This window comes from Streptomyces sp. NPDC002935, assembly GCF_040611295.1.
Classification (GTDB): Bacteria; Actinomycetota; Actinomycetes; order Streptomycetales; family Streptomycetaceae; genus Streptomyces.
On the sequence record NZ_JBEXNW010000015.1, the window covers coordinates 1 to 13739 of the forward strand.

The following is a 13739-nucleotide window of genomic DNA, read 5'->3' on the forward strand; positions in this document are numbered from 1 at the left end:
GTCGCCGCTGGATCAGACGTGGGCTACCTGTGCGAACTGCTGCTCGATCCGAACGTAAGCGACGGACATTTGGGATGTACCGGCACGGCCCCTCCCGTGCAAGATCCAGCCCCTCCGGCGTTTGAGGAGCGGGGTCTGGGGCGGAGCCCCAGGGGTGGGAAGGGTAGGGGCGGAGGGGGCGAAAGAAGGTTGTGGGGGCGGCGTCGCGCCGGGGGACGGCCCGGGGTGTTCGGGGAGGTGGGGGCAGGAAAAAAGGTTCCGGCCATGAGCGTGGGGATCGGTTCGTACGTATGGTCTGTTGAGGGATCGACGGTACGCGGGTGAGAGGCGGCGGAGAGCGATGACTCACGGTATGCGGACGGATACTCACGCACCGTATCTGGAGGAGAGGCGGGGCTGGCGGGAGACCGCGACCCGTTACGCCCTGTTGCCCTTGCGGGTGTTCCTGGGCGTCACCTTCATCTACGCCGGCCTGGACAAACTCACCGACAGCGCCTTCATGAAGGCCTCCGGCTCCGGGTCGATCGGCGACATGATGCGCACGGTGCGTGACTCCTCCGCGATCCCGGCCCTGGTCGACCTGTCCCTGAAGAGCCCCGTCGGTTTCGGCTACGCCATCGCCTTCGGTGAGCTGGCCGTCGGAATCGGCACCCTGATCGGCCTGCTGGCCCGCCTCGCCGCGCTGGGCGGCGCGTTCATCTCGCTCAGCCTGTGGCTGACCGTGAGCTGGGCCTCCGACCCGTACTACTACGGCAACGACCTCGCGTATCTGATGGCCTGGACCCCCCTCGTGCTGGCGGGAGCCTCGGTCTTCTCCTTGGACGCGGTCTTGCGAGCCCGGCGCAGGCAACGCGCCGGGGCCTACCGCTAGAGGAACGGTGCTAGGACCTCACGCCGCGCGGACCCGGGTCCGCGCGGCGTCTGCGTACGGCGTGGGTCACGGTCGCCGCGGCGCCCGCGAGGCAGAGGCCGACGACGACTACGGGGATGATCGCGAACCACTCGGTGTCCCACCAGCCGCCCGCGTCTCCGGCGTAGGCGATGCCCCCGGCGGTGAGGAAGAGGCCCGCCACCAGCTTTCCGGGCTGGAACTCATGACGTAGCACGGGTCACCTCCGCCTGGCCCACGCCGACCTGGAGGTCGAGGTCGAAGGTGCCGCCGTCCTTGCCGCCCGTCGTCGGCACCAGGGTCACCTGGTCGTGCTTGCCCGGTTCCACGTCCACGTCCTTCTTGTCGTCGCCCGGCAACTGGATGTCTCCGATACCCACGTCGATGGTGAGCCGCACGGTCGCGTCCTTGGGGACGATCACCTCCAGCCGGCCCGCTCCCACCTCCGCGTTGCTCTTCACCGTCTGCCCCTTGGCGAGGTCGACGCGGCTGAGATCGAGGGTGCCCACGCCTGTGCCGAGGTCGTAACTCGTCCGTACGTCGGCCGCGGTCGCCGGAGTCCAGTTCGTGCGCACCCAGTGCGTGCTGATGTCCTTCGGCAGGGCCGCGGAGGCGGCGAGGAGGCCTGCCGTGATCACCGCCAGGAAGATTGTTCCCGCGCCGGTGCGTCCGAGGAAGGAGCTGAGGGCGATGCCCAGGCCGAAGACGATGAGGGCGGCGGCCAGCCCGGCCTGAAGGCTGGTCCCGAGCGCCTGGTCGTTCCAGGTCAGGCCGGTGCCGAGGCCACCCGCGAGGAGGGCGAGCAGAAAGATCCGGCCGCCGATCCGGCGGGGGCCGCGCGGCTTGCGCTCCCCTTCCGTACGTAGGCCGGGGCGGGAGGTGCCCCGCGCGATGTTGAGCGCGGCCGCGAGATCCGCGACATCACGGTCCCGGGTCTCCAGGGGGCCCCACAGATAGCCGGTGCCGCCGACGTGCGAACCGTCCTTGACTATCGGGTCGCGCCACCAGGAGGGGTACGCGGCGGGGACGGGCGGTGCCTGCGCCTCCGGCGGGGCGTCGGCGACGGCCTGGGCGGCTATGGGGCTTCCCCTGCTTGAGCGCAGCCCAGAGCTCGGGGAAGGGTCCGGGTCGGTGGCGCCGCGGTGCTGCGACCAGTAGCCCGCGCCGGCCAGCAGCAGGGACAGGACGACGGCGAACGTCAGCACCCCGCCGTTGTTGAGCATGGACAGGAACACCCCGCAGCCGACCAGGGCGAAGAGCACGGCTGCCAGGGCCTGGCCGTCGACGCGGCCGGTGAGCAGCTTGCGGATCTCGTTCTCCTCGTCCTCGTCGTACGGGACGAAGAGCCAGGCGAAGCCGTAGAAGATGAGGCCGATGCCGCCGGTCGCGGCGAGCACCGCGAGCACGATCCGGAAGATCACCGGGTCCATGTCGCACTGCCTGCCGAGCCCGGCGCACACCCCGCCCACCATCTTCTGCCGACGGTCGCGCCGGAACCTGCGCGGCACCTCGGAGACGGCGCTGGCGCCCGCGGGCCGTGCGGTGCCCGCTTCCCCGTGAGCGCGCGGCTCATCACCCGGAGCGGTGCCGGAGTCCGGCTCCGCTGCCGCGTGCTGCTGATCTGTCATGCGTCCATGGTGACGGGCGGGACGGCGCGGCGGGAGTCGGGATGACCCTGGCCGAACCCTGATATCCGCCCCGAGGGGAGGGGCGGGGACCGTTCGAACGCCGGTTTGCCGAAGATCAGGGGAGTATCCGGGGCCGACCCTGATGCTCCGGTCCGCCAGGCGTGTGAACATCGATGCCATGCCGGAAGCCGCAGCCATGCCCGTCGACGACCCGCGGCCCCCGCGCAAGCTCTACCGCAGCAGCGACGGACGCTGGCTCGGGGGCGTGGCGCGAGGGCTCGCCGGGCATCTCGGGCTGCCCGTGGTCTGGGTGCGGCTGATGTTCGTAGGACTGTTCATGGCGGACGGGCTGGGCGCGCTGCTGTACGCCGCGTTCTGGTTCTTCGTGCCGCTCGGCGTCGGCGGCGTCGGCTCCGGCCGTACGCCAGCGTTCACCACCGAGACCTCGCCCGACGGCCGGCGCAGGCTCGTGGCCCGCAAGCCGGACAAGGGCCAGATCGTCGCCCTGCTCCTCATGGTCGTCGTGGCCATGGTCTTCGTCGGCAATGTGAATCTCGGCGGCGGGACGAAGGCGTATCTGTGGCCGACGGTCCTCGTCGGCGCCGGTGTCGCCCTGGTGTGGCGCCAGGCGGACAACGCCCGGCGGGCCCGCTGGGTGGAGGTCGGCCGTCGTCGCCGCACGCTCACGCTGCTGCGGTCCGCGGCGGGCGTTCTGCTCGTCACCGCCGGAGTCTCCGGGATATTCGTCCTCCAGGGCTCCGCGGCCCACCTCGGCTCGGTGCTCCAGGCGGCGCTCGCGGTCCTCGTCGGCATAGCGCTCCTCGCCGGCCCCTATCTGGTCCGGATGACCCAGGACCTGTCCGAGGAGCGACTGATGCGCATCCGCGCGCAGGAGCGGGCCGAAGTCGCCGCCCACGTCCACGACTCGGTGCTGCACACCCTGACACTGATCCAGCGCAACGCGGAGAACGCCAACGAGGTGCGGCGGCTGGCCCGCGCCCAGGAGCGCGATCTGCGGGCCTGGCTCTACAAGCCGGAGGGCAGCGGCAAGGACGAGGACGACGAGCCCGACACCCTCGCCGAGGCGGTCCGCCGTCATGCCGCCGAGGTCGAGGACAAGCACGGCGTTCCCATCGAGGTCGTGGTCGTCGGCGACTGCCCGCTCGACGACCGCCTGACAGCGCAGATGCAGGCGGCGCGGGAAGCGATGGTGAACGCGGCCAAGTACGGTGGCGAGGGCGGCGCCGTACAGGTCTACGCCGAAGTCGAGGGCAGGACGGTCTTCGTGTCCGTCCGCGACCGCGGCCCGGGCTTCGACCTCGACGCGATACCCGCCGACCGCATGGGCGTTAGAGAATCGATCATCGGCCGTATGGAACGCAACGGCGGCACGGCGCGACTGCGCGCGGTGCCGGACGGCGGCACGGAGGTCGAGCTGGAGATGGAGAGGGCGGAGAAGACGTCATGAGCGACGCGAACGAGCCTGTGGAGTCCGGCGGTTCGGCCACCGGGGAGACCCCCGTGGCCGCCGCATCCGGAGCCGCCGCCCCCGCGGCCGAGCCGGCCGGCACCGAGGGCGGGCGGCGGGTGCGCGTGGTGCTCGTCGACGACCACCGCATGTTCCGTACGGGGGTGCAGGCCGAGATCGGGGAGACCGAGCGGACCGGCGTCGAGGTGGTCGGCGAGGCGGCGGACGTCGATCAGGCGGTCACGGTCATCACGGCCACCCGCCCCGAGGTCGTCCTCCTCGACGTCCACCTTCCCGGCGGCGGCGGCGTCGAAGTGCTGCGCCGCTGTGCCCCGTTGATGGCCGATGCCGAGCAGCCGGTCCGTTTCCTCGCGCTGTCCGTGTCGGACGCCGCCGAGGACGTGATCGGGGTGATCCGCGGCGGTGCCCGGGGGTACGTCACCAAGACGATCACCGGCACGGATCTCGTGGACTCCGTCTTCCGCGTCCAGGACGGCGACGCGGTCTTCTCACCCCGCCTCGCCGGGTTCGTCCTCGACGCCTTCGCCTCCACCGACGCCCCGCCCGTCGACGAGGACATGGACCGTCTCACCCAGCGCGAGCGCGAGGTCCTGCGCCTCATCGCCCGGGGGTACGCGTACAAGGAGATCGCCAAGCAGCTGTTCATCTCCGTCAAGACGGTCGAGTCGCACGTCTCGGCGGTGCTGCGGAAGCTCCAGCTGTCGAACCGGCACGAGCTGACGCGCTGGGCGACGGCGCGACGACTGGTCTGACGCGGCCGAAACCCGGATCGATGTGACCGTCCGGTAGGCGCGTGCGCGATCACGCGGATACCCTGTGCGCGACGAGAGGAGGACAGCATGCTGCTGCGGTTTCGCGCGGCGAATGTTCGATCGCTGCGCGACGAGCAAGAGCTGTCCTTCGTGGTGCCGCAGGGCGAGGAGTCGGATGCGGCACGCACCCTGACCTTGTCGGACGGAAAGTCGCTTCAGGTCTATCCGCTCCTGGGCATCTTCGGCGCGAACGCTTCGGGTAAGTCCAATGTCATTGTCGCCCTGAAGAAGATGAAGGCAGCGGTTCTCGGGTCGTACTCCGATTGGACGTCCTACCAGGGGATTCCCCGGGAGGAGTTCGCACTCGACCCCAAGTCGGCTACGGAGAGCACGTTTTACGAGGCCGACTTCGTGCTCGACGACGGCGTCCGCTGGACCTACGGGTTCGAGCTCGGTCCGAGGGTGGTGGAGTCGGAATGGCTTCACGCCTACCCGAAGGGGCGCCGGCAGGTATGGTTGGACCGCGACGCCGCACGAGACAACGTCTTCGATTTCCCCGGCGACCGCATCCACGACCGAGCGCACCTGGCCCGCAGCACTCGCCCGAACGCCCTCATGCTCAGCCGGGCGGCGAACGACAACCACCCGCAACTCACGCGAATCTACGACTGGTTCAACCAGAACCTGTGGGATGTCACACCGGAGACGGAGCGTACGCAGCGCGAGGCCTATACCGCCCGCCAGTTGCTGGACGAGAACGCTCGCGACCGCATCGAGGAACTGCTACGAGTCGCCGACCTAGGTATTCGGGGCGCCGAGGTGGAGCAGCGCCCAGGACAGTCCCCGCTCGTACGCCTGCTGCACGGCGGTGACTCCGACGAGCCCGTGGCGATGGACTGGCAGCGCGAGTCGTTCGGCACGCGTTCGTGGTTCGCGTTGATCGGACCACTGCTGCTGGCGTTGGACAAGGGCGCCGTCCTGCTGATCGACGAACTGGACTCCAGCCTCCACCCACGCTTCGCCGCAGAGGTCGTACGCCTTTTCCAGGCACCCTGGGTCAACACCAAGGGTGCCCAGTTGGTCTTCACGTCCCATGCTCCGTCGCTGCTGAAGTCGCCGAGAGGCGGGCGTCCCCTGGAACCGGGGCAGGTCTGGCTCACGGAGAAGGACTCGGGCGGCGCGACACAGCTGTACCCGCTTAGCGACGCGGAGCCGGGTCCCGACGAGGACCTCTCGGACTCCTACCTCGCAGGAGCGTTCGGCGCCGTTCCGAGAGTGACTCAAGGACAGATCGGCCGCAGAGTGCTGACGGCACTGGCAGGGGAGGCAGAGCGTTCCTGATGGCGCGGGACAAGGGGCGGGACAACATCGCAGGCAGGCACAAGAGAGTGCTGCCTCAGGATCGTCCGCGTGAGGTGTACGTCTTCACCGAGGGCGAGGTCACCGAGCCGGAATTCATCGAGTTCGTCACCGAACAGGGCACCCGCGCACAACAGGGCCGTAAGGTCAACTGCAGTGTCGAGAACCTGAACGCACCGACGAAGCGCCGCAAGCCGCTGCCGCTCGTGGACGAGGCCATCGTGAAGTGGACCGAGGTCCAGAGGGCCGCCAAGAAGGCGAAACTGAACCCCGACGACTGGAACTGGCCTCAGGTGTGGTGTCTCTTCGACCGGGACCAGCACGAGGACATCCCGACGGCTTTCTCGCGGGCCCGGAAGGCGAAGCTGCACGTCGCCTACTCCCACCCCTGTTTCGAGCTGTGGCGCCTGCTCCACTACCAGAACTACACGAGCACCTTCGGCGGCGTCTGTGACAGCGCGGCGGGCAGACTGAAGAACCAGCCAGGCTTCGCCCAGACCTACGGCCCCACCATCCGGTCCGTCTCCCCGGAGCAGGCCAAGCGGGTCATGCCCGGCCAGCTACAGAGGAAGTACAAGAAGGCCCGGCAGCATGCCAAGCAGATCAACGCAGGGCACAAGAGCCTTGATCAGAACCACTGGGATCCGTACACCAACGTGTGGAGCTTCGTGGAGGACGGCCTCGACGTGATCGACTACTGACCTGTCGGGGCCATGGGGCGGAGCTGTGCGGTGGAGCGGCGAGGGGAAGGCCATGACGCGCGAGATCACTACGTTCGGGTCGGTGCAGCAGGCGCTGTTCGAGGCTCTTGACGTAACTCGCGGCGCGATGGACCAGCAGCGGGGCGCAGACCTGGCCCTCGCCCTGCTTGTCTGCAAGCACCTCGACGACGAGTACGGTCTGCGGCTTTCTCCGTGGGGTCGTCGCGCCGATAATTACAAATCCCTCACTCGAGACGAATGCATCTCGTGCTTCGAGGGTCTGGCGCGCGACCTCCGTTCTCGGCAATGGGCGCAACGGATCGGCGGTTGGTGCGGGGAGGCGTTCGCGCAGCTCGTCGAAGTGGCCTGGGCCACCTTGAAGCGTCTTCCCGAGAACCGGTGGGCCCGCTTGGTCGGTCTGTTCCAGGATCTCCGTCTGGACTTCGTGAGTCTCGCTCATCGGGAGCTGCTGGGCGAGATCGTGGAAGCCCAGATGAAGCGGACCGCCGATTCCTCGGCGGGAGCCGGCGAACACTACACACCGCGTGAGGTCGCCCGACTTCTGGCCGGACTGGCATCGCCACGCGCGGGCATGAGGATCTGCGATCCGTTCTGCGGAACGGGAGGCATCCTCGTCCAAGCCAGTGAGCAGGTCGAGGACGAGGATCAGCGGGAAACACTGCTCTACGGGCAGGACGTCAACCTGGCTTCCTATGTCCTGGCAGCGGTGAGCCTGTATTTCCACGAGGCCCGGGTCGGCGCTCTGGAGCGGGCTGACGCGCTCACCGACGGACACATGGCGCAGGCCGGGTACGACATGGTGCTCAGCGTCCCGCCCTTCGGTCTCCGGCTGCGACCCGAACAGGTGGAGGCGCTCTGGCGCAGGCTGACGTACGGTCCGCCTTCCGAGCGGGGCCCGGCCGATTTCGCCTTCGTCCAGCACATGCTGGGCCTGGTACAGGAGAGAAAGGGAACCGTCTGCACCGTCATGCCCCATGGCCTCCTGTTCCGCGACGCCCACTCGGAGAGGGCCGTACGTACGGCGTTGCTGGATGCCGACGTGATCGAGGCCGTGATCGGGCTGCCCGTCGGCCTCTTCCACGGCACGAGTATTCCGACGTGCGTGCTCGTTCTGCGAACTCCGGGAGAGAAAGCTCGGGAGCGCCGCGGCAAGGTCCTGTTCGTTGACGCCTCCCGCGAGTTCCGGAAAGCACAGACCCGGAACGTCCTGGGCGGGGAGAACATTGCGAAGATCACCACCGCGTTCCGCTCCTACGAGGATGTGGAGGGCTTCGCGCGTGTCATGGACCGGGGCCGGCTCGCGGCCAACGGTGACAACCTCGATGTCCGCCGGTACGTCGACAGTACGCCGCCGCCCGAACCTCAGGACATCCACGCCCATATGCAAGGCGGGATGCCCGTTGCCGAGATCGAGGCCGAGGCGGCACTCCTGCGTGCCTACGACATTCCGGCTTCGCGGCTCTTCATGCCCCGGGGGCCGGACTCTCCGTACATGGACTTCCCGCTCCGCGAGCGGCGGCTCGACGCGGAAGGCCTCGCCGAACTGGCACGCCCCCGGGAGGACAGGCTCCGTGCCGCCTTCGAAGCGTGGTGGCTGCGCGCGGAGGCGGACATCGCTGGCGTCCTCCCGGGCGGGCGGGGAACCGGGGGACCGCGGGGCGGGCTCGCCCGGCTCAGGAAGGATCTGATGTCGTCCTTCCCGGCGAGTCTGCTGGAGCCGGGGCTTCTGTCGGAGGACGCCCTGGTCGGCGCGTTGGCGGAATGGTGGGCCGGTGCCAGACCCGCGTTTCGGACGTGGGGCGAACGGGGTACGGAGACGCTGCCCGGCACGCACCTGGCGCCGTTGAAGGAAGGCATGGCCGGTCGTCTTGAAGCCATGGTGCGTCGGCGGCGGCACCAACTCGTCGGCACTTATCAGCGCTGGGAACAGAAGTACGGCCTGTCCTTCCGCGAGATCGAGTCCCAGCTCACCGGCACGCCGGAAACCGTGGTGCTTCACAACCCGTGGTCCGAGCAGAGCGCCTGGGCCTTCGGAGCAGACGACGGAGGCACAGCCGCTCGGCGACGCCGGACGGCCGCGCGTATCTACGAACTCATCGACACGGAGAAGACCGTGCAGGCCGCACTGGAGAAGCTGGCCGTCGACGAGCAGCTGGTCTTCCTGCCACTGCTCACGGATACGTCCCCCGACGCCGACGGGCAGGTGGAGCGCTGTCCACTGCGGGATGTGGTGGCAGCCGCCCGGCGCGGTGCCGCCGCACGGTTCGGCGAGGAGCCGGACGGTGTCCCCGTCGTGGAGGCGCGCAACCTGTCGGAGCGAGGACTGGAGTTGGCACAGGTTCGCTATCTCCCGCCGGGCTCGTCGCCGCGCCCGGCGGACCGGCTGCAATCGGGAGATGTCCTGGTGACGGGCCGTTTCATGGCGGGACGCGGCTATCGAGCGGTGGTCTGGCGAGATCAGCTACCCGCTGCTGCCTGTGGGAACAACGTACTGCGCCTGGTCCCTGATACCGCTCGTCTGTCTCCGGAATACCTGAAGGCGTGGCTCTCCCAACCCTCCGTCCGTCCCTTGATCGAAGCACAGGCGCGCTTCACCCAAAGAGATCTCTACGACCTGTCCGCAGGCAGGCTGCTCGACGTCGAAATCGATCTGCCTGCCGAGCCGGTGCAGCGACGCATCGCGGAGGAGATGGCCATGCTGGAGGAACAGCGCGAGCTGCGCTTCGCCCAGTTGTCCAAGCTGGAACTGATCAAGGGAACGCTCATGGAGGACCTGAGGTCTGCCCGGACGTCGGTCAGCTACGAGGACTGAGAGCACTTGCGGTGGCACCCTTGCCTCGGTGTCGCCGCACACACGACGTCGGCTGGATACGGTGCTGTCGCAGGCACGGTAAGCCGTAGGCTTCCCGGTGCATCCGCAACCGGACATCCAGTCACCCCAGGGGAGTGCCGTACGTGGCCAAGCTCACGCTCGCGCAGTTGGAACGCCATCTCTTCGCGGCGGCGGACATCCTGCGCGGCACGATGGACGCCGCCGAGTACCGCGACTTCATCTTCGTGCTGCTCTTCCTCAAGCGCGTCAACGACGAGTTCGAGGCCGCCCGCGAGGCGATCATCGATGAGCGGCTGAAGGCCGGCGAGAGCCGCGAGGACGCCGAGGACGACGCGGAGCAGTTCGAGTTCTATCGCCCCCGCGGGGTCATCTTCGTCCCGGAGAAGGCCCGCTGGGACCGGCTCGCCGGTGCCGTCGACAACGTGGCCATGGAGTACCTCCAGCCCGCCCTCGACGAGCTGGAGAACCAGGAGGGCAACAGCGAGCTTCGCGGTCTGTTCGGGCACGTCAACTTCAACCGCATCGGCGGTGGGGGCAGCGGCAAGGGCTCCGCGGCGGAGCTGGCCGACAAGCGTCTCGCCGCGCTGGTCGAACACTTCGGCAGCATCCGGCTGCGCGGGAACGATTTCGAGTTCCCCGACATGATCGGTGCCGCGTACGAGTACCTGATCAAGGACTTCGCGGACTCGGCCGGCAGCAAGGGCGGCGAGTTCTACACCCCGCGCTCCGTCGTCCGCATGATGGTCGAGCTGGCCCGGCCGCACGGCGGGATGCGCATCTACGACCCGTGCGTCGGCTCCGGCGGCATGCTCATCCACGCCATGGAGTACATCGACGAGCACGGCGAGGACTCCGACGACCTGCTGCTCGCCGGGCAGGACGCCAACAGCGGCTCCTGGGTCATGGCCACCATGAACATGCTCTTCCACGGCGCCAAGCACTTCTCCCTCAAGACCGGCGACACCCTCACGAACCCGATGCACCCCGAGGGGGACTTCGACCTGGTCCTCAGCAACCCGCCGTTCTCCATGGACTACAAGCAGGCCGAGGTGCCGAACCTGCTGACGCGGATGCCGCACGGCCAGACGTCCGAGCGCGGCAAAGCCGACCTGATGTTCCTCCAGCACATGCTGGACATGGTGAAGAAGCGGGCCGGGGCCGTGTTCACCGTCATGCCGCACGGCGTGCTGTTCCGTGGTGGCGACGAGCGCAAGATCCGCGCCGAGCTGTTGCGGCTCGACCTGATCGAGGCGGTCATCGGCCTCGCGCCGAACCTCTTCTACGGGACCGGCATCCCGGCCTGTGTGATCGTGCTGCGCGCGCCGGGCCGCGAGGAGCAGCAGAGCCGTCGGGGCAAGGTCCTGTTCATCAACGCGGACCGGGAGTTCCACGCGGAGCGCGCCCAGAACGTCCTCCTGCCCGAACACGTCGAGAAGATCGTCTCCACCTTCCAGGCCTTCAAGGACGCGGAAAGCTTCGCACGGGTGGTCGACCGCTCCGAACTGGAGGAGAACGACTTCAACTTCAACATCCGCCGCTACGTCGACAACACCCCGCCGCCCGAGCCGCAGGACGTACGGGCTCACCTCGTGGGCGGCGTCCCGACCACCGAGATCGAGGCGAAGAAGCAGCTGCTCGACGCGTACGACATCGGGGTACGGGACCTTTTCGCGGTCCGCGACGACGACCCCGAGTACGTCGACTTCCTACCCGAGGCCGAGCGGCCGGACGCGGCACGACTGGCCGAGCTGGCGAGCGGGCGTGAGCAGAAGCTCTGGGACGCCTTCGAGGAATGGTGGGCGTCGGAGACGGAGCAGATCGCCGCGCTGGAGCCGATCGAGGGCGACGACCGCACGGAGCACGAGCGCAAGGCCCAACTGGCGCGTCTGCGGGCCGACTTGATCGACTCCTTCAGGGAACGTCTGTTGCGGGTCGGCCTCCTGGACCGCTACGCCCTCGCCGGTGCGGTGGCCGGTTGGTGGCACGACGCCAAGAACGAGTTGAAGGCACTGTCGGTGAACGGCTTCGCCGGTGTCGTCGACGGCTGGGTCGAGACCGTTGAGACGATGCTCGCGCCCGAGCCGGACCCGCGCACGGGCGGTGCGCGTGACCGTTCCTCGGCGGAACGGCGGCAGGCGTACGGCCACAAGGTGATCGCCGCGATCGCCCCCGAGTTCCTGGAGGAACTCGCGTCGGCGGACCGCACGCACGCGGACCTCGACGCCAAGGTGAAGGCGGGCCTGGAGGCGGAGGCCGCGCTGGCAGCGGCGCGGGCTGCGGCGGAGGCCGGCGAAGAGGGGGATCCCTCCGAGGACGGCGAGGAATCCGGCGAGCCCGGGGAGATCGACCCCGCACTGGTCGAGGCGGTTCTCAGTGACGCGGAGATGCGCGACCTGAAGAAGCGGCGGACCGCGACGAAGAAGGTCATCGAGGAGCTGGAGGACGACTTCTGGCCGGTGCCGGGGGTCCGGAGGAAGAAGCGGGAGCAGGCGGAGAAGGCCAAGAAGAAGGCCGAGGCCGCGGCTGTGGTTTCGTCTGCGGCGCAGGCTCAGCAGGAGACTTTGCTGACGCTTCCGGGTGAGGGGGGCGACGGCGGTTCGGCTGAACCCCTCTCCGTGCCGGAGCCGGTGCTGAAGCAGGCGCGCAGGGCCGTGGCCGAGGTTGCGGGTGAACGGGACGTGGTCCTGGGGATCCTGCGGGACGACCTCTCCGGGAAGCTGGGCGGACATGTGGTGCGCCGCCAGCGGGAGTTGGCGGAGACGTATCGGGTGTGGGACGGGAAGTACGGGGTTTCGTTGCGGGAAATCGAGGGGCGGCGGGAGAAGGCGGCTGAGGTGCTGGGCGGGTTCCTGAAGGAGTTGGGTTATGTCGGCTGAGGACTCAATTCGCTGGCTCCCTGTGGGCGAGGTCGGCGAGGTGCGAATGGGAAAGCAGCTTTCACCGGCGAGCCGTGCCAACGGAAAGCAGCTGCCGTACCTACGGGTCGCTAATGTACTTGACGGTCGGATTGATTACTCGGATGTGAATTTGATGGGATTCACACCCAGTGAGCGGCTGATCTATTTGCTCCGGCCGGGGGATATTCTACTAAATGAGGGGCAGAGTCTCGAACTTGTAGGGCGTAGTGCCATCTACAAGGAACCCGCAAACGTCTATTACTTCCAGAACACTTTGGTGCGGTTTCGCGCAGGAGGTGCCGTCCTCCCTGAGTATGCGCAAGCCGTGTTCAGCTGGTGGCTTAGAATCGGGGTGTTCGCGGCGATTGCTAAGAAAACCACCAGCATTGCACACCTAGGGGGAGACCGGTTCGCCAAGCTCTCTTTTCCGCTGCGGCCGCTTGCTGAGCAGCGACGCATTGTCGAGGTTTTCTCGGCGCTCGACGATCAAGAGAAATCCATCGAGGCGTCGATCGTGAAAGGCCGCCTTGTTAGGGGTGAAATCATGCGGAAAATTTTGAGTAGTCAGGAGAGGGGCTGGGCTGTCTTGGGCGACGTTGCCGCTGTTTCGTCCGGCAGCACTCCTTCGCGTTCCCGTGGGGACTATTGGGTTGGTGGCACTGTCCCGTGGGTTCGCACAGCAGAGATCAATTTCTCCGTGATTGCTGATAGCGGCGAATGTGTGACCCGAAGGGCTGTTACCGAGACAGGTCTACGAGTTTATCCGAAAGGGACCGTGCTGCTGGCGATGTATGGGGAGGGAGTCACACGCGGCAGGAGCGCAGTCTTGGGGGTCGATGCCACAGTCAACCAGGCAGCGGCGGCCATTGTGTGCGACCCGACGCGTCTCGATAACCGGTATCTCTACCATTGGCTTGAGAGTAGCTATAACGAGATTCGGAAGATCGGGCAGGGGTCGAACCAGACCAACCTCAATGGCACGCTTGTCGGCTCCATCTGCTTGCCGCTGCCTTCAATTGAGGAGCAGCGACGCCTTGTTGCGCCGATCGAAGCGTTCGATCAAAGGTTGGCCAGTGATCGAGATGAACTGGCTAAGCTCCAGACGCTTAAAAATGGGCTGACCGATGACCTGCTGTCCGGGAACGCACGGCTGCGCAACGTCGCATAGGG

General features: G+C 67.7%; 10 protein-coding genes. 8 read left to right on the forward strand and 2 right to left on the reverse strand.

Annotated elements, in window-relative coordinates:
- Window positions 1–340 precede the first annotated feature (340 nt).
- Window positions 341–871, forward strand: coding sequence for a DoxX family protein (locus tag ABZX90_RS21315; protein ID WP_351133662.1), 531 nt, complete (start codon window positions 341–343; stop codon window positions 869–871).
- A gap of 10 nt (window positions 872–881) precedes the next feature.
- Here ABZX90_RS21315 and ABZX90_RS21320 read toward each other — a convergent pair whose 3' ends face one another.
- On the reverse strand, window positions 882–1106 hold the full coding sequence (locus tag ABZX90_RS21320) for a hypothetical protein (protein ID WP_351133664.1): 225 nt from the start codon (window positions 1104–1106) through the stop codon (window positions 882–884).
- Window positions 1093–2517 (reverse strand): PspC domain-containing protein, encoded by a 1425-nt coding sequence (locus ABZX90_RS21325; protein ID WP_355206955.1) that lies wholly within the window; start codon window positions 2515–2517, stop codon window positions 1093–1095. Before ABZX90_RS21325 ends, ABZX90_RS21320 begins: the two co-directional genes overlap by 14 nt.
- Before the next feature lie 178 nt (window positions 2518–2695).
- Here ABZX90_RS21325 and ABZX90_RS21330 point away from each other — a divergent pair, with 178 nt between their 5' ends.
- The 7 genes from ABZX90_RS21330 to ABZX90_RS21360 all read left to right on the forward strand — a co-directional run bounded on the left by ABZX90_RS21330 (window position 2696) and on the right by ABZX90_RS21360 (window position 13737).
- A complete protein-coding gene (locus tag ABZX90_RS21330) occupies window positions 2696–3985 on the forward strand; it encodes a PspC domain-containing protein (protein WP_351133668.1) in 1290 nt (429 codons plus the stop codon).
- A complete protein-coding gene (locus ABZX90_RS21335) occupies window positions 3982–4758 on the forward strand; it encodes a response regulator transcription factor (RefSeq protein WP_355206958.1) in 777 nt (258 codons plus the stop codon). The genes ABZX90_RS21330 and ABZX90_RS21335 overlap by 4 nt, the downstream gene beginning before the upstream one ends.
- A gap of 87 nt (window positions 4759–4845) precedes the next feature.
- Window positions 4846–6099, forward strand: coding sequence for an ATP-binding protein (locus ABZX90_RS21340; RefSeq protein WP_355206961.1), 1254 nt, complete (start codon window positions 4846–4848; stop codon window positions 6097–6099).
- A complete protein-coding gene (locus ABZX90_RS21345; protein ID WP_355206964.1) occupies window positions 6099–6818 on the forward strand; it encodes an RloB family protein in 720 nt (239 codons plus the stop codon). The genes ABZX90_RS21340 and ABZX90_RS21345 overlap by 1 nt, the downstream gene beginning before the upstream one ends.
- A 52-nt stretch (window positions 6819–6870) precedes the next feature.
- Window positions 6871–9651 (forward strand): N-6 DNA methylase, encoded by a 2781-nt coding sequence (locus tag ABZX90_RS21350; protein ID WP_355206967.1) that lies wholly within the window; start codon window positions 6871–6873, stop codon window positions 9649–9651.
- Between the two features lie 143 nt (window positions 9652–9794).
- Window positions 9795–12548, forward strand: coding sequence for a class I SAM-dependent DNA methyltransferase (locus ABZX90_RS21355; protein WP_355206970.1), 2754 nt, complete (start codon window positions 9795–9797; stop codon window positions 12546–12548).
- Entirely contained in the window at window positions 12538–13737 is a 1200-nt protein-coding gene (locus ABZX90_RS21360) for a restriction endonuclease subunit S (protein ID WP_355206972.1), read from the forward strand. The genes ABZX90_RS21355 and ABZX90_RS21360 overlap by 11 nt, the downstream gene beginning before the upstream one ends.
- The last annotated feature ends 2 nt before the right edge of the window (window positions 13738–13739 follow it).

What these genes read in the sequence shown, in the direction of transcription:
- ABZX90_RS21315 (WP_351133662.1), top strand. Translation starts at nt 341, where the DNA reads ATGACTCACGGTATGCGGACGGATACTCACGCACCGTATCTGGAGGAG.
- ABZX90_RS21325 (WP_355206955.1), bottom strand. Translation starts at nt 2,517, where the DNA reads ATGACAGATCAGCAGCACGCGGCAGCGGAGCCGGACTCCGGCACCGCT.
- ABZX90_RS21330 (WP_351133668.1), top strand. Translation starts at nt 2,696, where the DNA reads ATGCCGGAAGCCGCAGCCATGCCCGTCGACGACCCGCGGCCCCCGCGC.
- ABZX90_RS21335 (WP_355206958.1), top strand. Translation starts at nt 3,982, where the DNA reads ATGAGCGACGCGAACGAGCCTGTGGAGTCCGGCGGTTCGGCCACCGGG.
- ABZX90_RS21340 (WP_355206961.1), top strand. Translation starts at nt 4,846, where the DNA reads ATGCTGCTGCGGTTTCGCGCGGCGAATGTTCGATCGCTGCGCGACGAG.
- ABZX90_RS21345 (WP_355206964.1), top strand. Translation starts at nt 6,099, where the DNA reads ATGGCGCGGGACAAGGGGCGGGACAACATCGCAGGCAGGCACAAGAGA.
- ABZX90_RS21350 (WP_355206967.1), top strand. Translation starts at nt 6,871, where the DNA reads ATGACGCGCGAGATCACTACGTTCGGGTCGGTGCAGCAGGCGCTGTTC.
- ABZX90_RS21360 (WP_355206972.1), top strand. Translation starts at nt 12,538, where the DNA reads ATGTCGGCTGAGGACTCAATTCGCTGGCTCCCTGTGGGCGAGGTCGGC.